General features: G+C 44.5%; 32 protein-coding genes. 13 read left to right on the forward strand and 19 right to left on the reverse strand.

Annotated elements, in window-relative coordinates; translation table 11 throughout:
- Window positions 1–7: 7 nt before the first annotated feature.
- The 3 genes from WDV75_RS15430 to WDV75_RS15440 all read left to right on the forward strand — a co-directional run bounded on the left by WDV75_RS15430 (window position 8) and on the right by WDV75_RS15440 (window position 3,214).
- On the forward strand, window positions 8–304 hold the full coding sequence (locus tag WDV75_RS15430; protein WP_338860086.1) for a phage tail assembly protein: 297 nt from the start codon (window positions 8–10) through the stop codon (window positions 302–304).
- A gap of 117 nt (window positions 305–421) precedes the next feature.
- Window positions 422–2,428, forward strand: a complete 2,007-nt coding sequence (locus WDV75_RS15435; protein WP_273572208.1) for a hypothetical protein — start codon at window positions 422–424, stop codon at window positions 2,426–2,428.
- Window positions 2,429–2,728: 300 nt separating this feature from the next.
- Complete coding sequence (locus WDV75_RS15440) at window positions 2,729–3,214, forward strand: hypothetical protein (protein ID WP_273572210.1); 486 nt, start codon at window positions 2,729–2,731, stop codon at window positions 3,212–3,214.
- A 59-nt stretch (window positions 3,215–3,273) separates the two neighbouring features.
- Here the strand turns inward: WDV75_RS15440 and WDV75_RS15445 are convergent, their stop codons facing one another.
- Window positions 3,274–4,035, reverse strand: coding sequence for a BRO-N domain-containing protein (locus WDV75_RS15445; RefSeq protein WP_273572212.1), 762 nt, complete (start codon window positions 4,033–4,035; stop codon window positions 3,274–3,276).
- A 166-nt stretch (window positions 4,036–4,201) separates the two neighbouring features.
- Here WDV75_RS15445 and WDV75_RS15450 point away from each other — a divergent pair, with 166 nt between their 5' ends.
- Entirely contained in the window at window positions 4,202–4,582 is a 381-nt protein-coding gene (locus WDV75_RS15450; RefSeq protein WP_273572214.1) for a helix-turn-helix domain-containing protein, read from the forward strand.
- A gap of 15 nt (window positions 4,583–4,597) precedes the next feature.
- Here the strand turns inward: WDV75_RS15450 and WDV75_RS15455 are convergent, their stop codons facing one another.
- On the reverse strand, window positions 4,598–4,972 hold the full coding sequence (locus tag WDV75_RS15455; RefSeq protein ID WP_273572216.1) for a helix-turn-helix domain-containing protein: 375 nt from the start codon (window positions 4,970–4,972) through the stop codon (window positions 4,598–4,600).
- 3 nt (window positions 4,973–4,975) lie between these two features.
- Entirely contained in the window at window positions 4,976–5,278 is a 303-nt protein-coding gene (locus WDV75_RS15460) for a type II toxin-antitoxin system HigB family toxin (protein ID WP_273572218.1), read from the reverse strand.
- 66 nt (window positions 5,279–5,344) lie between these two features.
- On the opposite strand from WDV75_RS15460, the gene WDV75_RS15465 reads away from it, so the two are divergent.
- The 7 genes from WDV75_RS15465 to WDV75_RS15495 are packed head-to-tail and all read left to right on the forward strand — an operon-like array spanning window position 5,345 to window position 11,809.
- Window positions 5,345–6,754: a DNA circularization protein gene (locus WDV75_RS15465; RefSeq protein WP_338860091.1), complete on the forward strand. Its 1,410-nt coding sequence runs from the start codon at window positions 5,345–5,347 to the stop codon at window positions 6,752–6,754.
- On the forward strand, window positions 6,751–7,857 hold the full coding sequence (locus WDV75_RS15470; RefSeq protein ID WP_273572226.1) for a phage baseplate assembly protein: 1,107 nt from the start codon (window positions 6,751–6,753) through the stop codon (window positions 7,855–7,857). Before WDV75_RS15465 ends, WDV75_RS15470 begins: the two co-directional genes overlap by 4 nt.
- Entirely contained in the window at window positions 7,844–8,428 is a 585-nt protein-coding gene (locus tag WDV75_RS15475; protein ID WP_273572228.1) for a phage baseplate assembly protein domain-containing protein, read from the forward strand. The genes WDV75_RS15470 and WDV75_RS15475 overlap by 14 nt, the downstream gene beginning before the upstream one ends.
- Window positions 8,425–8,871 carry a phage GP46 family protein gene (locus WDV75_RS15480; RefSeq protein ID WP_273572230.1) on the forward strand — a complete coding sequence of 149 codons (447 nt, stop codon included), beginning with the start codon at window positions 8,425–8,427 and terminating at the stop codon, window positions 8,869–8,871. The genes WDV75_RS15475 and WDV75_RS15480 overlap by 4 nt, the downstream gene beginning before the upstream one ends.
- On the forward strand, window positions 8,861–10,000 hold the full coding sequence (locus WDV75_RS15485) for a baseplate J/gp47 family protein (RefSeq protein WP_273572232.1): 1,140 nt from the start codon (window positions 8,861–8,863) through the stop codon (window positions 9,998–10,000). Before WDV75_RS15480 ends, WDV75_RS15485 begins: the two co-directional genes overlap by 11 nt.
- A complete protein-coding gene (locus WDV75_RS15490; protein WP_273572234.1) occupies window positions 9,997–10,593 on the forward strand; it encodes a YmfQ family protein in 597 nt (198 codons plus the stop codon). The genes WDV75_RS15485 and WDV75_RS15490 overlap by 4 nt, the downstream gene beginning before the upstream one ends.
- 49 nt (window positions 10,594–10,642) lie before the next feature.
- Window positions 10,643–11,809 (forward strand): hypothetical protein, encoded by a 1,167-nt coding sequence (locus WDV75_RS15495; protein ID WP_338860094.1) that lies wholly within the window; start codon window positions 10,643–10,645, stop codon window positions 11,807–11,809.
- 27 nt (window positions 11,810–11,836) lie between these two features.
- Here WDV75_RS15495 and WDV75_RS15500 read toward each other — a convergent pair whose 3' ends face one another.
- The 12 genes from WDV75_RS15500 to WDV75_RS15555 all read right to left on the reverse strand — a co-directional run bounded on the left by WDV75_RS15500 (window position 11,837) and on the right by WDV75_RS15555 (window position 20,597).
- Window positions 11,837–12,430 carry a tail fiber assembly protein gene (locus tag WDV75_RS15500; RefSeq protein ID WP_337927193.1) on the reverse strand — a complete coding sequence of 198 codons (594 nt, stop codon included), beginning with the start codon at window positions 12,428–12,430 and terminating at the stop codon, window positions 11,837–11,839.
- A complete protein-coding gene (locus WDV75_RS15505) occupies window positions 12,430–13,926 on the reverse strand; it encodes a phage tail protein (RefSeq protein ID WP_338860095.1) in 1,497 nt (498 codons plus the stop codon). The genes WDV75_RS15500 and WDV75_RS15505 overlap by 1 nt, the downstream gene beginning before the upstream one ends.
- Window positions 13,923–14,531, reverse strand: a complete 609-nt coding sequence (locus tag WDV75_RS15510; protein ID WP_273570480.1) for a phage tail protein I — start codon at window positions 14,529–14,531, stop codon at window positions 13,923–13,925. Before WDV75_RS15510 ends, WDV75_RS15505 begins: the two co-directional genes overlap by 4 nt.
- Window positions 14,524–15,432 carry a baseplate assembly protein gene (locus WDV75_RS15515; RefSeq protein WP_189761081.1) on the reverse strand — a complete coding sequence of 303 codons (909 nt, stop codon included), beginning with the start codon at window positions 15,430–15,432 and terminating at the stop codon, window positions 14,524–14,526. The genes WDV75_RS15510 and WDV75_RS15515 overlap by 8 nt, the downstream gene beginning before the upstream one ends.
- Window positions 15,433–15,443: 11 nt before the next feature.
- Window positions 15,444–15,794 carry a GPW/gp25 family protein gene (locus tag WDV75_RS15520; RefSeq protein WP_273570479.1) on the reverse strand — a complete coding sequence of 117 codons (351 nt, stop codon included), beginning with the start codon at window positions 15,792–15,794 and terminating at the stop codon, window positions 15,444–15,446.
- A complete protein-coding gene (locus tag WDV75_RS15525; RefSeq protein ID WP_099113846.1) occupies window positions 15,791–16,426 on the reverse strand; it encodes a phage baseplate assembly protein V in 636 nt (211 codons plus the stop codon). The genes WDV75_RS15520 and WDV75_RS15525 overlap by 4 nt, the downstream gene beginning before the upstream one ends.
- A gap of 262 nt (window positions 16,427–16,688) precedes the next feature.
- On the reverse strand, window positions 16,689–17,171 hold the full coding sequence (locus WDV75_RS15530; protein ID WP_273570478.1) for a lysis system i-spanin subunit Rz: 483 nt from the start codon (window positions 17,169–17,171) through the stop codon (window positions 16,689–16,691).
- 56 nt (window positions 17,172–17,227) lie between these two features.
- Window positions 17,228–17,431: a tail protein X gene (locus tag WDV75_RS15535; RefSeq protein ID WP_273570477.1), complete on the reverse strand. Its 204-nt coding sequence runs from the start codon at window positions 17,429–17,431 to the stop codon at window positions 17,228–17,230.
- 194 nt (window positions 17,432–17,625) lie between these two features.
- Complete coding sequence (locus WDV75_RS15540; RefSeq protein WP_273570476.1) at window positions 17,626–17,868, reverse strand: DinI-like family protein; 243 nt, start codon at window positions 17,866–17,868, stop codon at window positions 17,626–17,628.
- 17 nt (window positions 17,869–17,885) lie between these two features.
- Complete coding sequence (locus WDV75_RS15545) at window positions 17,886–18,128, reverse strand: hypothetical protein (protein WP_273570475.1); 243 nt, start codon at window positions 18,126–18,128, stop codon at window positions 17,886–17,888.
- 103 nt (window positions 18,129–18,231) lie between these two features.
- Window positions 18,232–20,172 carry a replication endonuclease gene (locus tag WDV75_RS15550; RefSeq protein WP_273570474.1) on the reverse strand — a complete coding sequence of 647 codons (1,941 nt, stop codon included), beginning with the start codon at window positions 20,170–20,172 and terminating at the stop codon, window positions 18,232–18,234.
- 86 nt (window positions 20,173–20,258) lie between these two features.
- Complete coding sequence (locus WDV75_RS15555) at window positions 20,259–20,597, reverse strand: DUF5347 family protein (RefSeq protein WP_189760750.1); 339 nt, start codon at window positions 20,595–20,597, stop codon at window positions 20,259–20,261.
- 253 nt (window positions 20,598–20,850) lie between these two features.
- Here WDV75_RS15555 and WDV75_RS15560 point away from each other — a divergent pair, with 253 nt between their 5' ends.
- Window positions 20,851–21,471 (forward strand): phage repressor protein CI, encoded by a 621-nt coding sequence (locus WDV75_RS15560; RefSeq protein WP_223281815.1) that lies wholly within the window; start codon window positions 20,851–20,853, stop codon window positions 21,469–21,471.
- A 74-nt stretch (window positions 21,472–21,545) separates the two neighbouring features.
- Here the strand turns inward: WDV75_RS15560 and WDV75_RS15565 are convergent, their stop codons facing one another.
- Both WDV75_RS15565 and WDV75_RS15570 read right to left on the reverse strand, forming a co-directional pair.
- Window positions 21,546–21,890 carry a GNAT family N-acetyltransferase gene (locus tag WDV75_RS15565; RefSeq protein WP_273570473.1) on the reverse strand — a complete coding sequence of 115 codons (345 nt, stop codon included), beginning with the start codon at window positions 21,888–21,890 and terminating at the stop codon, window positions 21,546–21,548.
- A gap of 23 nt (window positions 21,891–21,913) precedes the next feature.
- Window positions 21,914–22,408 (reverse strand): bactofilin family protein, encoded by a 495-nt coding sequence (locus WDV75_RS15570; protein ID WP_273570472.1) that lies wholly within the window; start codon window positions 22,406–22,408, stop codon window positions 21,914–21,916.
- Between the two features lie 1,219 nt (window positions 22,409–23,627).
- Between WDV75_RS15570 and WDV75_RS15575 the strand changes: the two genes are divergently transcribed.
- Entirely contained in the window at window positions 23,628–24,443 is an 816-nt protein-coding gene (locus WDV75_RS15575; protein ID WP_273570471.1) for a helix-turn-helix transcriptional regulator, read from the forward strand.
- A 300-nt stretch (window positions 24,444–24,743) separates the two neighbouring features.
- Here the strand turns inward: WDV75_RS15575 and WDV75_RS15580 are convergent, their stop codons facing one another.
- Together WDV75_RS15580 and WDV75_RS15585 are read right to left on the reverse strand one after the other, a co-directional pair.
- Window positions 24,744–25,412, reverse strand: a complete 669-nt coding sequence (locus tag WDV75_RS15580) for an epoxyqueuosine reductase QueH (RefSeq protein WP_273570470.1) — start codon at window positions 25,410–25,412, stop codon at window positions 24,744–24,746.
- 120 nt (window positions 25,413–25,532) lie between these two features.
- The gene (locus WDV75_RS15585) at window positions 25,533–26,282 is read right to left on the reverse strand and encodes an SDR family oxidoreductase (protein WP_273570469.1); all 750 of its coding nucleotides are present in this window, start codon (window positions 26,280–26,282) and stop codon (window positions 25,533–25,535) included.
- Window positions 26,283–26,651 lie beyond the last annotated feature (369 nt).

Here is a 26,651-nt window from a genome sequence, read left to right on the forward strand (position 1 = left end):
AGTTAACGTGGAAAAGACAAAAATTATACGGTTAGATACGCCAATTGAAGATAAAGGCCAAAAGATCACTTACGAAGAGCTTCATTTGCGGGAACCCTGCCTAATAGAAGTTGAGCAGTTTTACGATGCACAGGCGAAGAATCTTAATAGCTCTCTTCCAGCAATGCGTCGGTTGATCGCTTTGGTGAGCGGAGCCACAGAAACCGCATTAAACCGGATGTCTATCTCTGACTTCAATCAATGTCGGGAGTTTCTTTTAGTTTTTTTGTCGGGAAAGCCGGACTTCAACAGTGGCAGCGACTAGCGGCAGAGGTCACGTATTTTTATAAATGGGGGCCACAGGCTGCGTGGCTCCTGAGTCGGTCACGTCTCAATTGGTGGGCTGAACAGGCAGAACGAATCATGAATGCAGGGGGAGGCAATGGCTAATGTATTTGATTTTCAAATGAATGCGGATGAAAACGTCACCAAAACGATTGCAGAAATGGAGATGCAGCTAAAAAATCTGTATCCATCATTGAGAGGCGTTCGGGAAGAGTTACGTTTTGGCGGTAGTGAAACGCTGGATAATGTTGGCTCCGTCAGTGATAAATTGCGCGACATGTCGCAATTTGCCAAAGATAACGTTCAGCACATCGGGGCGATTATTCCCCCATTGAAAAATGTCGGAGAACTTACCGTTAAGTATGGCGGTCTAATGAAAAAATATGGTGGGATCGTCGGTGGTGTTGGCGCTATCGGGTATGGAGCAACAAAACTGTATCAAGGTATGCGGGATGCCGGCAAGGAAGCCATTACTCGCAGTACAAGAGCAAAGAATGCCGGAATGAGTGTAGCGGATTTTACCCGTCTATCTGGGGCTATGCAGATTTCTACCGGGTCTTCAATGGATGAGACGGATCAGTCTGTCGAATCACTGTATTCCGTGCTGCAAAACGCCCTCACAAACAGAAACAGCTCAACAAAAACTCAGCTGAATGAAATTGGCGTAGAAATAGCAAAGAATAAAAATGGTAACGCGGATGTTTACAAGACAATGAAAAACCTCGCGGCAAAATGGAACAACATAGTACCAGAAACGCAAAATACGCTACGTGAGCATTTGGGGTTAGATGACAATACCTTATCATTCCTGAGAGATGGCGGACAGAAAATAAATGGCAAGCTAAAAATAGAGGAATTACTGGATAAATCCGAGCAGTTTGGACTAACTATACAAGATAAGGCCAATGAACAAATTGAAGCCGTCGGGGCGCGCATCAATGAAGCCGAAGCCAGAGTCGCAGGTACGTTGAGGGACTGGAAAAATGATATGTTGCTGACGAGCGTTGGTCAATGGGACAAGGCAAAAGCAGCGGCTCAAGATAAGAATCCGGTTCATGGTTTTTTGGCAGGAACAGGCACATTCTTTAATCCGCTCGGCTTTAATAACGGTGGCGACCAGCTAGCATTACTGAAAAAAGCAAAAAAAGATGATGAATTCAGGAAGACACTGGGCTTTAAAGAAAAAACGGATTTATTGCTTGAATATGCGTCAGAAGACTTAATCAAAAAATTAAATGCGTATTATTTCCCGAATGAAAAACCCAGTCATGTGGGTGAGAAAGTGCCTGATATGCCTGCGGTAAAAACGCCTGACTATCCGAATCCCAATCAGCGTAAAAAAAACGGCAAAACCACTCGCGGTGAGCGGAATAAAAACCCCGGCAATCTACGAGATGCCTCTAATACTATTGGTAGGGATGGTCCTAATCCTAAAAATAGTTTTGTCCAATTCAGAACGATGCATGATGGATTATCAGCCATGAGCCGCCAATTAATGCTCTATGGTGATAGAGGGATTGATACGTTAAACCGTATTATCCATAAGTATGCACCTACATTAGATAATAATGACACGTTTGGTTATATTGATTTTGTGTCTAAACGGACGGGGATTAACCCGAATGAACGGTTAAATATGCATGACCCCGCACTTATTGAACGACTTATGAAGCCCATGATTTTCAAGGAAAGTGAGTTGCAGTTTAGCTCTGAAACATTACAAAGTGCAATTATGGACTCAATTCATGATCCGCGCTGGGCGGGATTACGGTCAAAGGAAAATCTGCAACGCCAACGGCTCTGGTACGAGTATAACCATGAACAACCGCCCGTTTATAGCCAGAACAGGGTAGTTGAAAAGAACGAGGAAACAATCAATAAAAAACAATCGGAACAGCCAGCGACACCCCTACTCTACAGTCAGGACAAACGGGCTGAATACGATGAAGAATCCGCGAGAAAGATAGCGAAAGCCGTTCAGGACGCTATAGGAACCAAGCCGTTTCAGATAGAAATTACTCTACATGGTGATAAAACCGAGCAGCGTCAGCAGATTAAGTTAAATTCTGCCGGAAAAGTCACAACCTCCATGCGTTATCCTTGAAAATGACTTATATTTCATCATTAATGTGATTTTCATCATCATTATTAATGAGGTTATAAATGCATAGATTTGGGCGTTTTCTATTACTTATTGGTATTATCTGGCTGGTTGTGGCTCTAAACATGGGAACTACTGTCTCTTCTTATGGTGAAACTGTTCATAACATAGGGTTAGTATCAAGTAAGCAAAACCACGTTATTATAGGGTGTTTTATTATCCTTTATGGGTTGTTGGTTACTTTGTTCTACAGTAAAAAGTGATGTTACCCAATATGCAGTATTTTATTGATAAGGTCATCTCATGAGGAAATTATTTCTAACATTATTCTTTATGCCATTTATGGTAAATGCAGCTTGGATTACAAATGTAGAAGAAAGCATTTTTGGTGATAATAGTGCAATTCTTATAGGAGAGCTCAAAAACACTAAATCAGGCATCGTATTCAAATGCGATAGTAATGATCTATCAGTTTCTTATGTTGAACTAATAGACGATAGCGATATTAGGTCTGTGCCTGCGACTTTTTTAATGAAAGTTGATGGCAATCAGGTGATTGAGTTTAACGCAATGCTACAAAGAAGAAACTCTGATGCAATAGAAGCTAAAAGCACTGATAGAGAAAAGATTTTGTCGTTATTAAAGCAGTTAAGTTCAGCAAAGCAAAAAATTTTAGCGGGAATTTCTGTTGATGAAGTCGATTATAAACAATCTTTTTCAGGAAATGCATCCGGTTCAACTGTTGCCGTTAATAAATTTGCTAAGGCATGCAATTTGAATATCAAGTAGAACAGATAGTGCGAAACAGCCCCTTACGGGGCTTAATTAAGGTACTCTGGCTTAAGAATTTACCATTGGTTAACTATTTTAGAAAAACTCTCTTTATGAATAATGAGATATCCTGCTCTTTGTGCCAGTTCCATGAATGTGTTTAGAGTCAGTACGTGACTATTGGGATCTACCGTTTGGTAATCCTGTATTTGCCTGTTTCGGAGTGTGACTAATATCTTACCGTTGTCGGGTAGTACATTTGTGTCAAGTGATGGCTCTGCTTTGCCAAGATATTCACCCTCCATTGCCATCTTATGAACATACTCAACAGCCAGAGGTAATTGCTCAACAGTCAGTTCATCAATACTCTCTACATTGAACCTTTGGTGAATGAGTGAGTAAGCCTCTGGGTACATGATGCTCTTTTTGCTTACCAGTAAGTTAACAGCGTTCTTTAATGGATTACGTTGCTGGACTGTGGTTTTGGAAGAATGGTAACTTCCGGTTTTTCTAATTGATGGCAAGACCTCAGATGTTACCCATTTACGAACTCGATAAGGTGTAGTTCCTTGTTTAACAGCATCACGACAGCGAAGTATTAAGGTATACATACCTGACTCTGAAATGATATTAGCATCACCTTGACGCCCTAACTTAAAGTTAGATCGTTCATTTTCATCTAATACCTTCAATGCCTTGGATGGGTTTTGTAAATTCAGAACATTGCAGAGGTCTACTGCTACAAACCAAGGCTCATTGTCTTTTTTAACAACACGAACATCTTTGCCATCGAATTTGAATGTTGTGAATTCACTACTCGTTTTTGCTATACTAGTCATGTCTATATTCCTTGCTTTGATAGTAGACAATTAGAAGCCCTAACTATCCCCACGATGGTTGGGGCTTCACTATTTTGAGTTAATGATTAATCATAAGTCTTTATTGGTCATGGCCAATCATGTACTATAATAGTATATATTAAAATCAAAAGGGTCAATAGTGGTCATGAACAAAAATAATTCCATAGCAGCAAGAATAATTGAAAGGCGAGCAATGCTTGGATTGTCTCAGAATGCTCTTGCTCAACAATCAAATGTTGCTCCTGCACAAATTTCTCGTTATGAAGCAGAAAAAAGAAAACCTAGCGCACAAGTAATAAGCAGGCTAGCTAGTGCATTGTATGTTCCGTTCGAATGGTTGGCATATGGTGATACAACTAACTTTCCAAAGACTGATATCGCAGAAAAAGGCGGTGTTGAGCTGAATGTAAGTATTCCTCAAGAGCTGCATGACCAGCTAAAAATAGAGGCTGATAGATTAGGAAAGAAAATTGAGGATATAGCGGCTGGATACATTTTGCGAGAGTGGCACAAAAGCAAGAATTAAATCGCAAATAGCCCCCTACGGGGCTATTTTGGTTGGTTTTATCAAAACATCTGCGGGAATACCGAACATGCAATGTAGGTTGCGGATCATGGGTAATGTCAAGCTACGCTTACGGTTCAAAACCTCATAAACGCGGTTCGATTTACCGATAGCGGGTTCCAAGTCTTTAACTGTCAGACCGGATTGCTCCATTCTAAACTTGATAGCCTCAATGGGGTCTGGCGGGTCTATTGGATAATGCTCGGATTCATAGGCTTCGATTAGCAGCATCATGACCTCCATAAAATCAAATTCAGGCGTGCCAATTTCGGGTTGGTTATCGAATAATGGCGCAATGACTTTCAGTGCATCCTGATAGTCTTGCTCTGTTCTAATGGGTTTAATATTCATTATTTACTCCGGCTCTACAGTGTTGGCATCTACAGCATCATATTGTTTATGTGTACCTATAAATTTGATGTACACCCAGCCCGCAGGATAAAAGATGGAGACGATTAATCGATAATCATTTCCTTTAATGTTGAATACCACACGATTGTTTTTCAGTATGCTCGCATTGCGATATTGAGCCTTGATGTCAGCAGGCGTCTTCCATATGGCTTTTTTGGCCTCATCAAACCAAGCTCTTAGTGGTTGTTCTGCGTCGGGGTGTTTTTCCCAAAACGCTTTCAGTGATGCAACGGATATTATTTTCATAATTTAATGATAGTCCCATAATGGGACTTGCGCAAGTGACAGTAAAATTTTTTCAAGAGGGTTCATATGGCCTTTATTAAAGATGCCATTTCCTCATTGCTGGGGGGTGGCAGCGATGCGTCATGGAACTGGGTTGAGCATTTGCGCCCAGCGTCATTTCGTGGTGTACCATTTGCCGTCGTTTCTGGTGAGAGTGTATTTGGTCGGCGTCAGGCTGTACATGAATATCCCTACCGCGATACAGCATGGATTGAAGATCTAGGTCGGGCAACCCGCCGAATTACACTGAGAGGTTTTATTATTCAGGATAGCGTGATCTATAACGCACCGGATGTCATTACCCAACGTAAAAATCTGGTCGCGGCCTGTGAGACGGGTTCAACAGGCACGTTGGTACATCCGACGCTGGGCGAACTGACGGTCAGTGTGACGGAGAGCGGGTTACGCATGACGGAGAGCGTGGAATCAGGGCGGGTATTTGAGTTCACGTTGACGGTAATTGAATCCGGCCTGAAAGTTTTCGCGGTCACCAATAGCTCTAAATCCGCGACCGCGGTCGGTCAGAACTGGCTACGAACGCACACCACGATGTTAGCAAAATACATCTCAATGGTGCGGGGTGAAATTCGCTCCGTGGTGCAGGGAATACGAATTATTAGACAGACTGCGGATCAATGGATAGGTATGGTCACCCGTTCGGTGAATGAGGTCACAAACCTGAGTGATATGCTGAAAACCACGTTCGGCAGTGAACGTTACGGACGCTATCAGCGTGGGAAAATTGGTGGCACGGTCTCAGGAGCAACGGGTATCCGGTCACAGGATGATAAACCGCATAATGACGCTGAGGTAGTAAAAAAAACCACAGCCAATGTGGTGATGGGGCGCAAGACCATTTCCGATAATATTGAGAAATTGACGACCGCATCGACTGTAGAGGCATTCAGCGAGGCGGCAGGCAATGTCGTGATGGCAATTATCCATTCGGCGGGCAGCATCGATGAGAAAGTGGCGATTTTTGAAAATCTGTCCGCATTTCAAAATACTCGTTACCAGAACGGTGCAGTTGATCGGCACGTTACCGAAATGACGGTTTTATTGTTGGTAGTGTTGTCCGCGGGCGCAATGGCACAGGTCGCCAGTGAATTTACCCCGGCAAATAATCAGGAGGCGCATGATTTGCTGACGCGTGTGTGTCAGGCGCTGGATACCGCGCTGGTAATGGCCGGTGATTTGGGGGTAGACGAAATTTACGATTCTCTGCTGTCATTGCGGGATGAGTTTATCACCAGTGCCACACTGAAAGGCGCAGAGGCCGGCCGGTTAGCTCAATTCGAATTACCCACTACATTACCTGCACTGAATGTGGCCAACCGGATTTATCAGGATGCCGCTCGCAGTGATGAACTGGTTCAGGCTGCCAATCCTCGTCATCCGGCATTTATGCCAACGCGATTCAGGGCATTGAGACAATGAAAAAATCAGATGAATTGTCACTGGTGATAAACGGCAAACGTATTTATGGCTGGGACAGTGTGCGTGTGACGCGAGGTATTGAACGGTTGCCGTCCGATTTTGAACTGATGTTGATGGACTATTATCCGGGTAGCAGTGAAAAACAACTGGTCGAGGCTGGACAATCCTGTCAGGTATTGCTAGGCGATGACCCTGTGATTACGGGGTATATCGATATCTGGAACGCGTCCATAAACAAAAATAGTCATCAAATACGGGTGACCGGTCGCAGTAAATGTCAGGATTTGGTCGATTGCTCAGCCAAATGGCCGCAAAACGTCATTACCTCAGCGACGGCGCTACAAATCGCCCAGAAACTGGCGAAATGGTACGGCATTGAGGTGACCTCCGACGTGACTGATATGAAATCCGTGCCGCAATTTACCCTGAATTGGGGGGAGTCCTCGCAGGAAATCATTGATCGCATCACACGCTGGTCAGCTCTGCTCTATTACGACACGCCGGACGGTAATTTATTTTTGACTCGTGTCAGTGACAAATTGGCGGCCAGTGGTGTGGCACAGGGGAAAAATATCGAGCTGGCCGATTACCAATCCTCCATGAATGAACGATTCTCAGAGTACAGCGGCCTGTCAATGAATGTCAGCGGACTGAGTGAATTATCAGCCGGAAGAGGTTACGACGTGGTGACCATTGCCACGGCGAAAGATCCGGAAGCCGAAAAAATGCGTTATCGCAATTACGTCACCATTATCGAAAGCACACTGCATACATGGGGAAAGGAGCAGGACTCGATTAATTGGGAAATGAACCGCCGCTACGGGCGCTCTAAGGTCCTCAAAGTGCTGGTTGACAGTTGGCGGGATGTTGGCGGAACGTTGTGGACACCCAACACCCTGATACCGATACATTTACCCGTGTTTGGGCTGGAATCTGAACAGTGGCTGTTATCTGAAGTGTCGTATGTTCGTAATAAAGACGACGGCACGCGGGCAGAACTCACATTAATGCCCCCTGCGGCATTTACCGTACAACCGTATGAGTTCTATAGCGCCATTATGGAAACTCGAAACGGAGGATATAACCCAAATGGAAATCACTAAAAATTTATATCGACGGGCCATGATGATGCTCGGTTTAGGCAGGGTAACGACGTGTAACGATACAGGCGTTATCCAGCAGGTACAGTATCAGACTGCGATGGAGGTTCGGGATAATACCAAACGCGTCGCCGAGTTTGGATTCTCGTCAGGATTGCCCGCCAATACTGATGTGGTGCTGGCGTTCCTAGGGGGAGATCGCTCCAATGCCGTGGTGATTGGCAGTAATCATCAACACTATCGGCACAGGGGATTAAATCCCGGTGAAGTCGTGGTTTATAACCAGTGGGGTTTGCATATCCTGCTGACTGAATCGGGGATTACGGTGGAGGCTCAGGGACAGCCTGTTACAGTCAATAATGCCGCTCAGGTAACGGTTAATGCCTCAACGGAGGTTTTGCTGAATACACCCGTGTTACGAGTTTCTGGTGATATTATTGATAACTGTAACAGCAACAAAACCACGATGAAACAGCTACGGGATTCATATAACAGACATACCCATCCGGTTTCCGGTGTGAAATCAGGCGGTTCTACCGTGACCAGCCAGGTTACAGGAGAGACTGTCAAATGAGTGACATAACATCATGGTGGGATGTGAAAAATATCCATGCTGACTGGTCGATTGGGCGCGGGGATTTGATGACCGGAAACGACCTGCAAACCGCCATTATTATCAGTTTATTTACGGACCGACAGGCGCGGGCGGATGATGAAATTGACGGCACAGATCGGCGTGGTTGGTGGGGTGATAGTGAGTCCGATTATCAGATAGGGTCACGGTTGTGGCTGCTCCATCGGCAAAAATTAACCACTGCTGTAGCGTTGGCCGCCGAGGACTATGCACGGGAGGCGCTGCAATGGATGCTGGACGATGGTGTCGCAGCCTCTATTGATATCCGTACCCAGATTGTCTGGCCAAACCGGTTAAACATGATTATTCGTTATCAGCGTCCGGGGCGGGATAACGAGGATTTGCGTTTTTTTTGGGTCTGGGAGCGAGAAAATGCCGTTTAAACGAAAAACCCTCACCGAACTACGGGCACAGAACCGCAGTTATTTGCAGTCAGAATTGCAGGAGGCCGGACCGTTATTGCGTTTTTCCAATATGGGCGTACTGGCTGATATGGATGCGGGGATGGCTCATTTGCATTACGGCTATCTGGATTATATCGCCAAACAAACTACGCCGTTTACGTCCACGGATGAATGGCTGGCAGGCTGGGCGGCATTAAAAAAAATTTTCCGCAAACCGGCGATGGCAGCCGCGTGTGAACAGTATCAGTTCACGGGCGTAGCAGGCACCATTATTCCTGCTGGTACGATATTGAATCGAGGTGATGGTTACCAGTATAAAACACTCATTGAAACACGCATTGATGCCAGCGGACACGGCAATACCCGCCTGATTGCATTATTACCTGCGAGTACAGACGATGACGCCGGAGGCGGTGCAGCAGGCAATGCACCAGCTGGTACGGTATTAACATTGGATCAGAGTATTGCCGGTGTGGATGTGGAGGGGCGGGCAATTGTCGCAATAACCGGTGGGACTGATATTGAGCGTGAATCAGATTTTCGCTCCCGTATGCTCCTTGCCTATCAGGGTTCACCGCAGGGCGGTTCTGATGACGATTATAAACAGTGGGCGCTGGCTGTATCAGGAATTACCCGTGCATGGGTCAGACCCAGAGCGGCGGGCGCTGGGACGGTCGGTATTTACATTATGTGCGACAACAACGGACAGGGTGGTTTTCCCATCGGGACGGATGGGGTTTCATCTCACGAGTCATACGCTGTTCATGCCACAGGGGATCAGTTGCGTGTCGCTGATTACATCTATCGGTTACGGCCAACTACCGCATTAGTTTGGGCGTTATCACCAATAAAACGCACCATCAATTTTACCATTAATGGTATTGCGCATGTTGGAACGGACGTAACGGGTAAAATTGCGGCGGCAATTGATAATGTGCTGTTTGAACATGGCAATCCTGATGGAACAGGACGGATATTCATATCCGATTTGCAATACGCCATTGCGGATGTGCCAGGAACAGCAGGTTTTGTCATCACATCACCAGCAACCAATATTGAATTATCAGTAGGGCATTTGCCGATTAGAGGTGAGGTGCGATACACGTGAAACAATACAGTGTGAATAATTATACCGTTGCGCTGAATGGGTTATTACCAACAGGCATGGCATGGACGCGTCAGCCAAAATCGATAATGCGTGTGGTTATTCGGGCTATGGCGCGTAGTTATCAGCGGAGTGATCAGGACAGCCATTTGTTGTTAGAGGGCAGTTTCCCTGCGACGGCGACCATTATGTTACCAGAATGGGAAAAATCTCTGGGGCTGCCTGATGACTGCGCGATTGGGGAAATTGACAGTATTTCATTGCGGCAAAAATCCGTTGTTTCTAAATTGCTGCGAACGGGCGGCCAGTCGAATGAGTATTTTATTGGTTTAGCGGCTGAGCTGGGATTTAAAATAACGATCACCGAATTTAGGCAGGCGCGCGCGGGCATGTCCGCATGTGGGGCGGCGATTAATGGCGATGACTGGCCGTTTGTCTGGCGTATTAATGCGCCGACAACAACGATTAATTACGCCGTTGCAGGTGGGAGTTATTGCGGTGACCCATTGCGTTCGTGGGGAAATAAAAAACTCGAATGCCAATTCCGAAAAATTAGTCCATCTCATACCATTCTACAATTTGGTTATAACCATTAATTAATAATCAATTCAATTTATTATCACCTTAACTGAGTGAGGATTTTCTATGCAAAAAATAGGTGACGTGACAAACACCGCTGACAGCAATGGTGAATTCACGAATGGGAACGTGGCTGCAGGTGTGCCACCGACGTTGTTAGAGGCGCAGTGGTTTAATAGCGTCCAGCGAGAAATCATTAATGCATTGGCAGCGGCTGGAATACAACCAAATAAAAATAATGATGCGCAATTATCTGAGGCAATTAGGAAATTAATTTCCAGTGGAGCGCTCGAAAAATCCCGTAACGGCGCAGATATCCCCAACAAATCTGAGTTTGTGAAAAACCTCGGTTTAGCGGGAACCCAGCGACTGGCGGAAAATGCCTTATCCAAAAAAGCGAATGGGGCAGATATTGAGGATAAAACAAAATTTATTGATAACATAGGGTTAAAAGATACTGTTAATAGGGCATATAACGCGTTAAACAAATACGCTAACGGTGCGGACATTACCGATAAATCGGTGTTTGTGAGCAACCTAAATTTCATGGACCAGGTAATTCGAACTGATCTGATTAACGGTAATCAACAACGTATTCAGAGCGAGTTAATAGTAGATAATCGTCTAACTGTGACGAACGAAGTGTACTGTCAGTCGGGAAATGCAGCTATTGCATTGAAATCAACAAAAGGCGGTCCCCACATAGCGTACACTTGGAATAATTCCCAATGGCATGATGTGCGCTTTCCGGAAGGCAAAGGAACCGCCATCGTTTTAGGCGCTAATTGCTGGATAACCGGGGATGGTTACCTGAAATTAGCCTCGCCCATTATCAAAATTTGGCGTGAGGGTAAATTTGAAACCAATAACGAGTCTGAAGGTGCTATCGTGGAGCGTTTGTCCGAGGGTATTTATCTCATCAAAAACGTGCTGGGATTCAATGCCGATGCCGCATGGGGCGGAGTCGATGGTGGGGTTGAGATACCGCTGTGCAAAAATAAATTACCGTTGATTTGGGTCGATTACCGCGTGTTACCCGACGGTTCAATCAAATTGATGACCTATCACCGTGAACATGCAGATGCCCCCGCATTCGCCAGAAATGTACGTGAGGGCTATGCCGACGGCGACCCAATTGATATTCCCAGTGGTAGATTTATTTCCGTTCGTGTACAAATGCCGGAAAATTCTATTTGGAATCAACAGCAACGGAAATTAGCTGAATCAAAATAGTGTTTAGGGGCACGCAGCCCCTAATTGCTACTCCGGCGCTTTAGGCCAGTCAATGTTTGGTGCTGTCGAACAATCTACGCGGTTTAATAAAACGCAGTACCGTTTCCATTCTGTCAGTTTGCTCTGTTCCGTATCCGTCGCCATCTGGAGATCGACAGCGTATTGCAGCGGGGCAATGGCATTTGCCGCCTGCGTCATTAGGTGCCGTTTCCGGGATTCCGCCTGTTGCTGTTCATGCTGGCGTTGTGCCTGAATATCTGTTACCCACCATTTGCCATTCCATTTGTCAAATGGTGTTGTGGGTGCCTCCGGCGCTGTTTTCGACGGATAATCACCGAGCGCTGTAATCACCTGTGCGGCACCTGTTTCAATACTGTAAACAGTTTCGCCGCGGTGATCTGCGACGTACTCCCACGCGGACAAATCTGCCGTTCGGCAAATGGCATAACCCTGTTTGTGGTCACCCGGCGCATCAATACACGAGTGAGCCGGAATCCCCAGACCGACGAGTAAAAACTCCACAGATGCAGAACTATATTCTCGCGTTTCGCTGTGATAATTATAAACAGTAATATTACCTGCGACAGTGGCGATATGATTTTTGTCTAATTTTGCCGTCATTATACAGCCCTCACAATGTAGTTAAATGCAATGTTACGGGGACGAGTTTCATTTCCACCCCCATTCCTAGTTTGATATCTGTTGTTGACGGTTCCATTTTGATCACCTCCACGTCCAATTGCGTTGTCGGTTGACAGTAGTGCGTCCCCTAATCTGTCATTGGGTGTCAACACCGTGGGATTCCAGGCATCAAACGCGGTGATTCCATGATCATGTGCGCGAAAACTATCATCCTGCCAGCTCAGTAGTTCGCGTCCGTCATCTATCCCGCGTCCGTCATCCCACCCACGAATAAATTCCCCACGCAAATCCGGTAATCTCAGTGAGGGGTATACACGCGCCAGTTCGGGATATTGAGCAGCGGTAAACGTCGCACCATTACATTTCATCCACCCAGCAGGCGGGGTTTCTAATGGCCATGGAATGGGGACTCCAACCGGTAATGCCGAGCCTGCCGTTAAACCGAGGTTTTTCACAAATTCGTTCTTATTTGGAATATCCGCGCCATTTTTGCTTTTTTCCAAACGGGTGTTGGCATTATTATTTGCATTAGCCGCATTTTGGTTTGCAGTGTTAGCTAATGCTTTAGCTTCATTTACTTTAGCGTCAGTTTGTGCTGTGTTATACGCACCAACATCTGTTGCATTCAGTGCAATATCCGCCGACAGTACTTTTCCATTTACTTTGCGGGTAGAAGGCACGCGAGTGTTTGCATTAGCATTTGCGGCATTTGCCTGTTTTATCGCTTCCCCAACCTTAGTATCTGTTTCGCCTTTAGAATAAGCTCCAACATCCCCCGCATTCAGTGCAATATCCGCCGACAGCGCCTTACCATTTACCTTACGCCCTGCCGGAACGCGGCCATTGGCATTATTATCCGCCGCTTTCGCCAAATCATAGGCCGCCTTCACCGCTTTCGGTGTTGCCGCATGAGTTTCGCTATTGCTGTCCACCGCGCTGCTTAGGATCACAAATCCCTTTTCTTTCAGCGTCGCATCAGGATGGTTACGGCTATTTGCATGTTTCTTAATAGAATCATCAACATACTCACGCGTAGCCAAAATCACAGACGGGTCAACTTTCAACGTTACCGCGTTAGCGCTGCTGACAATCAGGATCATGCGGATTGTCTGGGTACGGCCGGAACCTTCCTGTAATTGGGGTTTGTAGGTTTCCGCGCAGTTACCCACAGCAATCAGAATGCCGTCTTTGTCATACAGGCCAATTTCACGGATCCACCAGCCACCTTCATTTTCAGGAATAACCTGTTCCGCAATGATTTGGTTGGTGTTTTTCGGATCAATGCTCAGCGTGTTAATCGCTGCACGACGCTTTTCATTAATCAATTTGGTTTGTTTGGTGTCCGGTGTCGGCAACTTGCCACCACCATCACCAACGGCCATATGGGTAATTTCAATTTTAGTACCCAAGGCCGCAGCATTTGCTAACTTATCTGCGCCTAACTGCGTCAGTAGCGCAAAATATTTGGTACTCATGATCTAATCCTCATGTCATCAATAATATGTACGCCCGCGCCCACGATTTCTGAGCCGGAGATTGTTACTTGTTCCGGAAAATAAGGGTAAACCGTTAGTTCGTCACCACTGTAAGTCGCCGCCGAATAGTGATATCCACCGCGTGTATCCAGGTTGATGTCCAACCCAATCAAATGTCGGCTCACTGGCTTGGCATCAAAAATCAGGTTTTCCAACTCCTCGAACATTTCATGGGTGATGCCGTTTTCCAGTACACCGATATCCAGCCGGAAGGTGCCTGGAGCATCGTTGGTTTGCCACCACTCTTTTACGCGGATGAGATAACCCAATGGCTCGACAACTCGCCGAATCGCACCAATTGTTCCTTTATGTTTATGCAGGAATAACGAACTTTTGATCACTTCCCTTTTGGTGCTCTCAGACCAACGTTCGTCCCAGCGATCGACTGACCACGCCCAGGCCAGATAAGGCAGTAGTGATGCCGGACAAGTGTCTGGGTCCCACAACTCGCGTAAGGGAACCTTGACCTGCTGCAATTCAGCGCAGGCTTTGGCCGCTGCAAGTTCTAGCTGAGTCGAGCCCATCGGCAGAAGACGATCACTCATCCGAACCTCCCATCGTCAGGGTAGCTTTGGTGCAGTAAGATGCCTGAGTTTTATCCAGCACTACGTCTTTCAACGGCGCTTTCAATTCCACACGCTGGATACCTTCCACATGCAGTGCGGCATAAATCGCTGACAAACGAATGTCACGCCCCAGACGGTGCTGTGCTTCAACATAGTGTTTCAATCGCTGTTCTGCCGCCTTGCGGATAGGTTCTGACTCTGGTGTAGGGAAGATGTATAACACCGCGTCAATTTCATATTCCACAATGCTTGCTGACTGGACTTTCAGACGATCCGCCACTGGACGTACGTTCTCATCGTTCAGCGCTTTTTCGACTATTTCCAACAACTCTTTGGAAGCAACCCCCTTGTCTTCCCGCGACATAATGGTCACGGTGACATTCGCTGGCGACGGGCTGATAGCCGAAGCGTCAGCGACACGGCCATCCGCACTGCGTGCATGGTATTCATACGCGCCAACGGGACCGGCAACGCTCAAACCTTCAAACGCCTGTGGAATGCGTACGCGGTAATCGTTGTCAGATTCCATCACCGCTGGTGTCGGTGGCACGGTAGAATTATCCGCAGGATGCAGAACCATACGGGATACATTGTTATTCGCCCCCAACTGATCCAAATCGCTGCCTGTTGAATAGGCCACCATCACCGCCCGCGCTGCTTCGTTAACCCGTTGACGCAAAAGCAGCTCACGATAAACGTTCTCTTCCAACAGCTTGACCAAAGGTTCAGATTCCAGTTGCAAAGTACGTGCAATAGCGTCTTGCTGATCTTCTGGATAGAGCGAGATCAAGCCTTTTTTACGCTCTTCCAGCAGTTGTTCGTAATCCAGTGACTCAACCACATCCGGTGGTGGCAACTGGCTTAAATCGATTGTTGGCATGACTTATTACCTCACCGGGAATGCCTCACCGGAATAGAAAGTGAAAATTCCTTGGCGGATTGATGATAAGTACCCGTAATATCCACCACCATTTTGCCGTCCTGTCGGGTTTCCATCGTGATGGAGGTCAGCATCACGCGTGGCTCCCAACGGCTGATTGCGGTATAGCTGGCCGCCATAACCTGAAGCCGGAGCGCTGCGTTTTGCGGCCAGTCAATCAGCTCTGACAGCAAAGAGCCGTAGGTACGACGTGCGATACGGCTGCCCACAGGGGTTAATAAAATATCGCTGACGGATTGCCGGATATGTGCCAAATCTGTCAGCTCTCGGCCCGTCTGCCGATTCATCCCCAGATACATCATACGGGGCCTCCTGATGTGTCACCGCCTGACCTGATGCCGGTGTGTTTATGGGAATCCACGACCACGCCATTGGAACTGAATGTGCCTCCGGTGTGTTCAATATTGCCTGTCATTTTGCCGCCGTTGCGCACAATCAAGTTGCCTGTGCTCATTAGCTGCGTACAGATGACCTCCGGTGTGTCCAGCGTAATTCGGGTACTGGCGACACAGGTGATTTCCGGCGCGGTAATATGGACGGAATCCGAAGCAGTCACTGTCGCGGTTTTGATGCCAGTCACAGTCAATGCGCCAGATTGCGGTTCATACTCCATTACGGCACCATCTGGAAACTTGATATGCGTCGCTTCAGGTGATGTTGATGGCGCCGGAAACTCATCTGAAAAAATCGCAGGCAATACAAAGGCGGTGGTCAGCTCTCCGCCTATGGACAGTAATAAAACCTGCTCACCGACACTGGGCGCCCACCATGTGCGGGAGTTTCCCGCTCTGGATGTCAACCAGTGCAGCCAGTTGGTTTCAAGATTGCCTGTCGCGACGCGGCACATTCCCTTTGTGGTATCCACTTGGGTAATGACGCCGGTTCGGATCAGGTTGCGCAATAAGCGCATCAGTTCAGTGAGTTGTGTGTTCATGACGTAAGAATGCCATGAAATAACAGGCTGGACATTAAACTGGGTTTGTAGGAAACAGCATACAAATCCAGAGTGAAAATTGTTTTATGCGCATAAAACTTCAAGTTGCAATTTACAACACGCTATGAAGCTTGATATCTCCCCCGCGAAGCGGGGAGATATCACATGCATCTTGAAGTGAGATTGGTATAAATCAATAAAATAAAAGGCCCCCTTTGGAATAAAAGAGGGCCTTGAAAACAGCATTGCAAGTAAGATGCGATCATTCTGATTTACATTGCCGAACAACATCCCGCACATATTGTTGTAAATAGTCTAATTTGGCTTGGTCTTTGATGATGCCGGTTCGGATATCGTAAATAGCGCGTCCAGCTTTTGCAGTGAGTTCGACTTGGGTTCCATCGCCCATGCTGCGGGGGCGGGGATCTCGGTTTTGGGTGAGCTGACAGGTAGCAAGGTTGGCGGCGGCGATTTGCACCCGCCGATGACCAGCAACAATGTCAGCACGTAAAACCGTATTTTCTTCGGTGACATGCGCTAATTTTCCTGAATAATATTCATCCAATTGTGCAGCCCGATTTTGTGCATCTTTCATTTGCTGAATAGCTGCCAACGTTTCTGAATGGGCTTGTTGATTGATGGCAGCAAGCTGTGTAGCATGTTGCTGTTTCAAATCCGCCACTTCGCTGAGAAACAGGGTGCGATGTCCCCACCAGCCAAGACTCCCACCAATAACCAAGCTCATGATTAAGGGCATCTTTTTTAGTGTGTTTATTCCCAACAAACGAGTTCAGCCTCCCCTCAATCCCAAAGCTGGATGATCGGTTTGCTGGCAACAGGAATAAAATCCGGCATTTCAATTTTCGTTCCATGAGGCAATACTGCACCAAAATCCGCCAATCCAGGGTTTGCCAACAACACACGCTCAGTCATTCCCAATGTACGGCCATAATGACGCCAACAAATGGCATCAACCGTCTCATTTTGTTGTGCGATAACTTGCATACACGCTCCTTTCTCTTTGCCAAAGTCAGTTAGTAAATCGGAGAGTTATGATCAAATAATTAGCGAACTGCCTCAATAAGGTGAAATTGTTAGGTCAATAATACATAAGCCAAGGGCAGGAAATGGTTTCCTGCCCTTGGCTATTATCTTTTATTACAATGACATGCTATTCATTGGAGGATATTGCCCCTTTGTCAGCGTTCATCTGATAGCCAACTATCATCCTCCCAAACCTCTTGAATAAGTTCCATCATACGATCATGTTCACTACTTTTTTTAGTCCCTGTCACTTTTACGGAGGTGCTACTGCTAATTCCAATTCTAAAATTTGTATCAGGATAGTGTGGTAATATTCTTCTTTTTAGTTCACTTTCTAATGAAGATATGACTGATTCAGAAACGTTAGCTCGTTTATCGAAAAGTATTTCTACTCGCATGCTTTCCCCCGCCAAATCTATTCTTCTATTGTTGCACCTGCATTCCCTAATATTGTGTTGCTGCTCACCTCATTACCTAACAGATCGCTTTCCTGTTTACCCTGGTAACTGTTAAACCTTTTTTCATAAGGTGCAGATAGCTCTGCTATCCAAACCAGTGCCAGCTCTTTGTCTTCCGCATGATTGCATTCGCAACTTGTTGCCATTCTGGCAATGAAATTGATACGTTGCGCTACCAATGATTCTATAAGAGATTCCACTGATCTATCTGCCTCCATATAAGAAACTGTATGTATATACAGTACACGTAATAAGACTAAAATTAAAGTAGTTTTTACCTGTTTTAGTCATTAAATTTAATAGTTAGTAACTATTGTTTGTTGTTTTGGCAGAAATATTTGCCAATTTGATTGTTTTTTCCGCTATGACAATTCTACGGTCTATATAACCCGCTATTTCCCTACCTCCCTGTTCATCCGTACAGTTATTGACAGAACTCCAAGAGGAAAAATTTTTGCTTCTTTTATAAACTATTCGTTCAGATGTCACTGCCGATTCTGATTTTGGCACGATGGTCCATTGGTGGAGCCGCGTACAAATAAATCCTGCATGAGACAAAAATGGTGAGGTCACGCCCTGTATGGATTGAACATCTTCACCATAAGGACTGCCAAAAGGGATCTTTTTGTAAGATAAGCGAATAACTAAATCACGACGTGAAACCCAAGGCCCACCCTGTGCTTGGGTATAAGCAGCCCAATTCCCTTCATCTGCCGCCTGTAATACTGCGTTTATCTTGTGATCAGACAAACGGACTTCCCTGAGCCGACGCAATTCGCGCCAAACCGAAACTGGAGCGCCACCGATTTGTTGAAATTGGCGAATACGCCAGCGACTCGCCCAGGCAGTCACTGATTTTGCCATATCGCGCAGGGATTCACCGGTTTCATGGTCTTTTTCTTCTTCCAGCGCATAACCATCAATATTTTTAGCAATATACTTGGCAATATAACCTGTTGCACTGCCTTTATTGGGATCGATCGCCCGATAATTAAAACGCGCCTTTTTAGCTTCATCGTTCTGCAACTCTTCCTGCTCTTCCTGACAAGCGTAATGCTCAAGCAAACTTCTGACTTGCTGCAAATACTCCGGCAACATAAACAGCACCATATGCCAATGAGGAGTGCCATCATGATGTGGTTCCACCACACGGAAACCAAATAGATTAATACCTGCCCGTGCCAACGCCGCCCGAGCTTTTGCCCAAACACCGCATAAATAACGTTGAGTATCACGTGGCGTTGCGCCATTCCAGGATTTGACAAACCCGCCCTTGTGCTGGACAGCATGATATTTTGCAGGGGCTGTGATGGTATAAAATTCCCCAACACAGTGCATCTTATTGGCAACATCTTCGAAACCGCGCATTCTGACCATCAGTTCACAACGTCGGATTGCTGGATTCGCGTTGCTATGAACAACGGTTTCTGCCAGTGAGATTCGTTCCCCTTTTTCATTTTCCAAATCAAAATGCTTAAAAAATTCACGATTGCGGCGCTTTTGTTCCACCCATTCCCGCAATGCCTGGCGTGAAACATATGGAGAAGCGACTTGCTGTACCTGTCCAACCGCAATTGCCATATGTTCAGCTTGGATATCACGCAAACGCTTTAAACGGAAATACCACCAACGGGCAGACATCATGCGCAACATGCCAGAACAGAGTTGATCAACCGATGGCATTTTGCGGCCATGATTGAAACGCTGCCAATAAGGAGGATGAGTACCACATTGCAAAGTCAGCTTTGCCAGTAATCGGTACAACTTAGCGACACGAGAAAATGCCTCATCTTTGCAGCCAACAGACGTTGATGAGTGTTTTTGGGAAACACGTAAAGAATAGTGCTCATAATTACCAGAAATAAAAACGGAAATATCGTGAGCAAGTTTCAAGAGACGTTTGCGATCATACGTCACCATATTTTCCAATTGATCAATAAAAGGAAAAGGCGTCATACCAGAAACACAGTGACTAAACTGATACCTTTCTTTTACCCGTTGCAATCTCGGCAGGACATTCTGTCCAACCGTGTTTCTCAGAAAAGAATTTGCATCACGGCGGCCTGAGCGATTAAAGATATCGATATAACGGCGGCTAAAGTATTTAGCCAGGAAATCTGGCATTTGTCCTATATACTGGTGACGCCATTGATGATCTTCCGCGTTAACCTCCCATAACAGGCGCTCCGCCATTGAGACACCCAACGGTATGTTTTGTTTATAAGTGATAGCGTTACTATTCATCAATTTCACCATATTCAGGACGAATCAGAGCCTGGCGTATTCATGCCATTTGTTCAAAAAGAGATAATTTGTTTAGAAAGCGGTAGTTAATTAGGTAATGTCAGGTACTTGGGAAATTGGCTGACAACGACCTTGATATGATTCATCGCTTTGATCAGCGCCCGCTTTTCCTCTTGAGTAAAATGATTGTATTCACTGTCGTGGCGGGAGCGCGGGATATTCGCCAAATAGAAAATGGCAGATAACGCTCGTTTATTTTCTTCGTAGTAATCGTCTCTTTTATCGCGCATATCGGCAAAAAACCGATTTAGCTCCTTTTCATTGTCACCCCAATATGTCGCCCTAATCCTCGACAGGTAATTCAATCCTTCCAGCCGCTGGCCGAGGTTAATCTGGGCAAACTTTTCTTTCTCTGTATTCGCCATATTTTCCCTCAACATTTTTCTACAAACCGCTCCTCAAAATTCCCCGCGATTTCCAACATTCTCTTCATTTCAAACTCTCCACCTATCTTCAATGGCATTTCCGAAATACTTCGATATCAGGCATAAAGATTGAAATTTGGGCGTTCATGATGCAATATCTCTCAATGGTTTTCGTCTTAACCAATCTGGGCTCACCAAAGATCTCATATCGAGAACTTAGGCGGGATACTAATAGCTCTTATCTGTACTGTCAATGAAAAATACCAATATTGAGATCAAAATGGGGGCCGATAGTGGGGGAAGACCTGCTATTGAACGTCTTGTCCGCGCATATGGATTTAAATCACGTCAGGCCCTAAGTGACCATTTGGGCGTTTCCAAAAGCACGATGGCAAACCGCTACCTTCGTGATAGTTTCCCTGCGGATTGGATCATCCAGTGCAATCTCGAAACTGGCGCTTCACTGCTGTGGCTGAGCACGGGTCAGGGAGAAATGTTTCCAGATGGAGAAAGCAACAAAAAAGCGGAACGGTTGGAAGATATCATTGCCCCATCCATCTCTCGTGTAAAATTATCGGGCGGTAAACTCAACGAAGTTAGCCCTGTGATTCTGGACAGCGAGTTGATTTCCAAGGAACTCAAAAATCCACTGATTGTTGATGATGGTGCCTCATGGTATCTGCTAGACACGCAAGAAGACAATATTCAAGATGGTTTATGGCTGGTGGATATTGAAGGTATGCACAGTATCAAAAAGATTGCCAAAATCCCAATCAGCAAGATTCGGGTCAGCGATAGCGACGTTACTTTTGATTGTGCAATCAGCGATATCAAATTTATTGGCCGCGTCGCTCTGGTCATATCCAGGCAGTAATAACCTGACATAAAACCGCTTCCATCAAGGTTATCTCTATCCGTTAGGATAACCTTGATGGCGTTCAACCATTTTCATACAAAATCTGAACGCCGAAGCCGATACAGGACATGCTTGTCCAGACGCCAGCCGATTTCAACAAAAGGCGAGAATGAAAATTTGATGTTCGGAACATTCAGTCCTACAGAGCCGATAAACTCACCATTTTGTTTTAATTCAACCGCCCATAATCCCCAGCCACCCTGCATTTCAAACTTGCGAATACAATTATCAATAAAAGTATCGCTCTGCGTTTTAGTCAGTATGTCAGGAAAAAATTCCATTACGTCGGGATTACTACTTAAGCGAAAGAAAGGCTCTCTGTCTTCGGCTTTCCAGGCACGGAGCCGCAATCTTTCTGTTTCTAATTCGACAACCACAACGCCTCCTTGATTATCGATTATCAAGCGTTACTTTTTGCTTTTGGCTTATCACCTTGATTTTCTCTAATGGAAATAACTCGTTCCATTTCTGGTTTTTTCTTATTATCAACCTGTTCGGATTGGCCAAAAAACAATCCACCGCGTCGAATTGACATACTGCCACAACGACTAATGCCCCGTAACTCGCCATGTTCAAGGATATCTAACGTTTCCGCACAGCATGTGCCTTCAACATGACCATCAATGATAATTTCAGGTGCATTCAGCTCACCTTCTACTTTGCCGGCATGCATAATCCGAATGGCACCACCTTTTACGCGAATATTGCCAACAACTTTACCCCAAATCTGGATATCGCCTTCCATTTCGACATCCCCTTTGAAGACTGAGTTTTTTGCAATAATAGTATTAGGGCGGATCTCAGCTTCAGGTAATTTTTTCTCTTCAGGCTTGATACCCATAGTGGATGTCGCAGAACTGGCAGTTGCTGCCTCGGTTGTTTTTTTTCCAAACATAGCGTTTATTCTCAATTTCATTTTCATAAAGTAAAACACTAAGGCTAAAAAAGATAAAATTGCTGTCATGGCGCAACTAAAATGCGCACCATACAGATACAGTCCCAATGCAATTCCCCAAAGGAGCCATACACTGTATAAAAAAGCGTTATCTAAAAAACGATACATTGTCATATTGTTCTCGTTTTTGTGGTTTTTTCTTATATTCCATCAGCAAAATATATCTATACATATGCCTTAGCAGGTAACAAAAACAGGCTGTGGGAGCACATCCTACCATTGTACAAGTATAAAAAACAATCTACGAAGCTATAACAGAGGGATTTATAGCGTTATTACACGGATAAAGTTTCTATTTGAGTTTAATCCTCTGATTTATCGTTGAATTTTCTCACATTTATGAAAGAAGAAAAGCCAGAAATATAAATTTAATTTCTTATTTCATATCACAAATCACAAAAAAACAACTCATTAACAATTAACACAAAAAGTTAATAAATACATCATGGTTAAAACCTGAAAACACATCATCCCCAATAATTATTTGATTTATGGTTATTTTATCTATACCCATCTCACTTCAAGATGCCCCCCCGCTTCGCGGGGAGAAACAATGAGTTATGTTATCTTATAATGAGCAACTTGAAAGGTAACGCGTATATACCAATCCAACTTCAAGATGCGTCTTATATCTCCCCGCGAAGCGGGGAGATATTAAGTTTCATATCGTGTTGTCAATTGCGACTTGAAGTTTAATGCGTATATGCCAATCCAACTTCAAGATGCGTGTTATATTTCCCCACGTAGTGGAGAGATATAAACAATCACATTGATTTGCAAGCTGCAACTTGAAGTTAGATTGATATATATTATTACTACACAAACATTTAAATGAATAAAAACACTTATAACGAAATTCATCTCGCCATTGATATTCTCCACGACTAAAAACATTCAAAATAAATAACCCAATAAAAAAACCCTATAAAGAAATAAAAATTATTTTAACATTAACAACATCTTAAAATTGGCCATGCAGATATTGTTCAATATAAGGTAAAAAAACAGACAAATCATTTTTAATCACAAAAAATTACACTTAAATCTAACACAAATATTTATTTAGCTATATAATACCAGCGGTTATTTAATAATAAAAAACACTTCATGCACTCATCAAAAAATGATTACTCACGATACGGAAAATTAGGAGTATTAGATGAAAAGGACGACGGGCTTAAACCAAAAGAATATTTGTACGTTCCAATTAATTATGCCGGATTTCAATATCCTGGAGCATAAACAAAGAGGGCTATATATTTTACTTGATGGCGAAATGGTGTGGAAAGATTGTATAAACACTTATCACATTAAATCGAATGAAATCCTTTTTACCCATCCTGGAAGTTATGCAGCTAAAACCAATACAGAAAGTTGCCAGCTATTATGGTTACCCTTACACATGGAGTTTTTACGTAGTTTTTTACAACGTTTCGGATCATTATTAAGTCAGTTAGAGCGACAAGAATTTCCTGCTTATAGGTTGATTCCTTTTAACCAGTTTCCCTTGTTAACGGAAAGCATTCGCGGGCTGGCGAACTTACTGGCGCATGATTCCCCTCCTGCTTTGGTTCAACTAAGAGTTGAAGAGTTATTGTTGCTGCTTTCCTTGGGTAAGCAGGGAACACTACTAATGTCTATTCTACGGAAATTAAGCAACCGTCCGGTAAAACGCCTGCAAACATTTATGGAAGCTCACTATCTCAAAGAATGGAAATTAAATGACTTCGCACGTGAATTTGGTATGGGATTAACTTCTTTTAAGGAGCTTTTTAACAGTGTCTATGGTACTTCACCCAAAGCCTGGATTAGTGAACAACGCATTCTTTATGCACATCAATTATTACTCAATAGCGAAATGAGTATCGCCGATATTTCACTGGAATCGGGTTTTTCCAGTCAGTCCTATTTCACTCAAAGCTATCGCCGACGTTTTGGTTGTACACCCAATCGCTCCAGATACGGCAAAGATTAGTGATTCATTTAATAACTAATCGTTAGTGTGATATTCCATAAATCAAGGCTTTCCAGTTTCATATAAACTCGTTTAGATCAAACTGAAAAGCCGCAACCACAATTAAGCGAAGATATTATGATCGTTTTTATCGATCAATCTCCTCTTATTGATCTGTGCAATCCATTGGACGACGGTATCTCATATCACATATAGTCATGGTGACTCATCACTGTTTAGAGCTAATCCGACTAAGCTCTAAGTCACCACCAGGGATTTTTATATTTGCCGTATCTTTGGCCTGCTTCCGCGCAGGCTTTTTTATTCTTTTTTCTTGCTATCCGCACTATAAAAGACCGTACCTAATTTAATTCTTTCACGGCCGGTAGCCAGGCGATGACGATTAGTATCCCGCAGCGAGTAAATACAGCCACAATATTCCTGCTGATAGAACTCTTCTCGTTTACTGATTTCTATCATACGGGCAGATCCGCCCCCTTTGCGCCAGTTATATTCCCAATACATTAAGTCAGGATAACGGGAAGCGGCACGAACTCCACATTCATTGATTTGTTGCATATTTTTCCAGCGTGAAATACCGAGTGAGCTGGTAATCACTGGAAAACCATGTTCATGGGCATAAAGCGCCGTTCGTTCGAAACGCATATCAAAACACATTGTACAACGAATACCACGCTCAGGTTCATTTTCCATTCCTTTCGCGCGTTCAAACCAATTATCACGGTCGTAATCGGCATCGATAAAAGGAATACCCATCTCCTGCGCAAAACGGATATTTTCATCTTTGCGCAACTCGTATTCTTTCAGGGGATGAATATTCGGGTTATAGAAAAATATTGTGAAATCAATCCCTGAAGCCAACATTGCTTCCATCACTTCCCCAGAACATGGTGCACAACATGAGTGCAGCAGCACTTTCTTGTTCCCATTTGGCAATGGAAGAGGTTTACGCTCATAATTCAGTGACATAATATTTCTTACCTGATTCAGACAATAAAAAATCAGGAAGAGAACAAATCCCCTTCCTTGTGTTTACTGGGTAGACATTTTACCTTCTTCTACTGTCTTACGACAATCTTTGTAAAAGGATCAAGCCTCTGGTACTTCTGGTAAAACTTGTCCACCATCAACGACTATCGTTTGTCCGGTAATATATTTCGCTTCATCGGAAGCCAGGAAACAGGCAGCATAGCCAATATCTTCTGGCGAACCCAAAGCCCGCATTGGCGTGATCTCTTTCGCATAACTGAGGAATTCATCACCAAATGACTTTAAACCTTCCGTCATGATCATACCTGGCATAACTGCATTAATGGTGATGCCTTGTCCCGCGTATTCCAACGCGGCACTGCGCATAAACCCGAGTTGCCCTGCCTTACTGGCACCATAGTGGCTGTAACCCTGAATGCCTGTTATTTCCCCCGTTATTGATGACGTGATAACAACACGCCCGTAACGCTGCTTTTCCATGACATTCAATGCCGCCTGTACCAGGAAAAATGTCCCTTTAAGGTTGACCGTGTGCACTAAATCCCAATCCGCCGCTGTCATATCTTTCAGATAATGCTGTGGAAAAATACCTGCATTGGAACAAAGAATATCGAGCCTACCGTACTTTTCAACAATCTGGGCAATCACGTTTTTACATGCTGCTTGATCAGTCACATCAAGGGGAATGAAATCAACTTCCAGCGCTTTGGCAATGGTTTTTCCTCTCAGCTCATCAGTGCCGGCAATAATAGTAACAGCCCCCGCTTGCTTCAATACTTTGGCAATGCCCGTGCCAATACCTTTGGTGCCGCCTGAAATGAAAGCAATTTTTCCCGCTAAATCGAACATAGCTTTTCCTTTTATATTTAGTAGTGAGCGTTTTTTTATTATCTATACCTATTTCACTTCAAGATGCACATTGTTTCTCCCCGCTTCGCGGGGAGAAACAATGAGTTATGTTGTCTTATAATGAGTAAATTGAAAGGTAACGCGTATATACGCATTACAATTGATAACATTATATTAAACCTGATATCTCCCCCTCTTTGCGGGGAGATATCAGACGCACCTTGAAGTTAGATTGGTATAAAATGGAATTATTCAATTTATTTTTAAACCGTAACTTTATCAGGTTTAATTAATGAAAGCTGCATATTAAAAAAATAAAATAAAGCCGCATTATTTACATGAAAAATTGAAATAAAACACCCTCCTTAA

This window comes from Xenorhabdus griffiniae, assembly GCF_037265215.1.
In the GTDB taxonomy this organism is placed as follows: Bacteria; Pseudomonadota; Gammaproteobacteria; order Enterobacterales; family Enterobacteriaceae; genus Xenorhabdus; species Xenorhabdus griffiniae.

Coding starts and splice junctions, on each gene's coding strand:
- WDV75_RS15435 (WP_273572208.1), top strand. CDS start 422: ATGGCTAATGTATTTGATTTTCAAATGAATGCGGATGAAAACGTCACC.
- WDV75_RS15440 (WP_273572210.1), top strand. CDS start 2,729: ATGAGGAAATTATTTCTAACATTATTCTTTATGCCATTTATGGTAAAT.
- WDV75_RS15445 (WP_273572212.1), bottom strand. CDS start 4,035: ATGACTAGTATAGCAAAAACGAGTAGTGAATTCACAACATTCAAATTC.
- WDV75_RS15450 (WP_273572214.1), top strand. CDS start 4,202: ATGAACAAAAATAATTCCATAGCAGCAAGAATAATTGAAAGGCGAGCA.
- WDV75_RS15455 (WP_273572216.1), bottom strand. CDS start 4,972: ATGAATATTAAACCCATTAGAACAGAGCAAGACTATCAGGATGCACTG.
- WDV75_RS15460 (WP_273572218.1), bottom strand. CDS start 5,278: ATGAAAATAATATCCGTTGCATCACTGAAAGCGTTTTGGGAAAAACAC.
- WDV75_RS15465 (WP_338860091.1), top strand. CDS start 5,345: ATGGCCTTTATTAAAGATGCCATTTCCTCATTGCTGGGGGGTGGCAGC.
- WDV75_RS15470 (WP_273572226.1), top strand. CDS start 6,751: ATGAAAAAATCAGATGAATTGTCACTGGTGATAAACGGCAAACGTATT.
- WDV75_RS15475 (WP_273572228.1), top strand. CDS start 7,844: ATGGAAATCACTAAAAATTTATATCGACGGGCCATGATGATGCTCGGT.
- WDV75_RS15480 (WP_273572230.1), top strand. CDS start 8,425: ATGAGTGACATAACATCATGGTGGGATGTGAAAAATATCCATGCTGAC.
- WDV75_RS15485 (WP_273572232.1), top strand. CDS start 8,861: ATGCCGTTTAAACGAAAAACCCTCACCGAACTACGGGCACAGAACCGC.
- WDV75_RS15495 (WP_338860094.1), top strand. CDS start 10,643: ATGCAAAAAATAGGTGACGTGACAAACACCGCTGACAGCAATGGTGAA.
- WDV75_RS15500 (WP_337927193.1), bottom strand. CDS start 12,430: ATGACGGCAAAATTAGACAAAAATCATATCGCCACTGTCGCAGGTAAT.
- WDV75_RS15505 (WP_338860095.1), bottom strand. CDS start 13,926: ATGAGTACCAAATATTTTGCGCTACTGACGCAGTTAGGCGCAGATAAG.
- WDV75_RS15510 (WP_273570480.1), bottom strand. CDS start 14,531: ATGAGTGATCGTCTTCTGCCGATGGGCTCGACTCAGCTAGAACTTGCA.
- WDV75_RS15515 (WP_189761081.1), bottom strand. CDS start 15,432: ATGCCAACAATCGATTTAAGCCAGTTGCCACCACCGGATGTGGTTGAG.
- WDV75_RS15520 (WP_273570479.1), bottom strand. CDS start 15,794: ATGATGTATCTGGGGATGAATCGGCAGACGGGCCGAGAGCTGACAGAT.
- WDV75_RS15525 (WP_099113846.1), bottom strand. CDS start 16,426: ATGAACACACAACTCACTGAACTGATGCGCTTATTGCGCAACCTGATC.
- WDV75_RS15530 (WP_273570478.1), bottom strand. CDS start 17,171: ATGAGCTTGGTTATTGGTGGGAGTCTTGGCTGGTGGGGACATCGCACC.
- WDV75_RS15535 (WP_273570477.1), bottom strand. CDS start 17,431: ATGCAAGTTATCGCACAACAAAATGAGACGGTTGATGCCATTTGTTGG.
- WDV75_RS15540 (WP_273570476.1), bottom strand. CDS start 17,868: ATGCGAGTAGAAATACTTTTCGATAAACGAGCTAACGTTTCTGAATCA.
- WDV75_RS15550 (WP_273570474.1), bottom strand. CDS start 20,172: ATGAATAGTAACGCTATCACTTATAAACAAAACATACCGTTGGGTGTC.
- WDV75_RS15555 (WP_189760750.1), bottom strand. CDS start 20,597: ATGGCGAATACAGAGAAAGAAAAGTTTGCCCAGATTAACCTCGGCCAG.
- WDV75_RS15560 (WP_223281815.1), top strand. CDS start 20,851: ATGAAAAATACCAATATTGAGATCAAAATGGGGGCCGATAGTGGGGGA.
- WDV75_RS15570 (WP_273570472.1), bottom strand. CDS start 22,408: ATGTTTGGAAAAAAAACAACCGAGGCAGCAACTGCCAGTTCTGCGACA.
- WDV75_RS15575 (WP_273570471.1), top strand. CDS start 23,628: ATGAAAAGGACGACGGGCTTAAACCAAAAGAATATTTGTACGTTCCAA.
- WDV75_RS15580 (WP_273570470.1), bottom strand. CDS start 25,412: ATGTCACTGAATTATGAGCGTAAACCTCTTCCATTGCCAAATGGGAAC.
- WDV75_RS15585 (WP_273570469.1), bottom strand. CDS start 26,282: ATGTTCGATTTAGCGGGAAAAATTGCTTTCATTTCAGGCGGCACCAAA.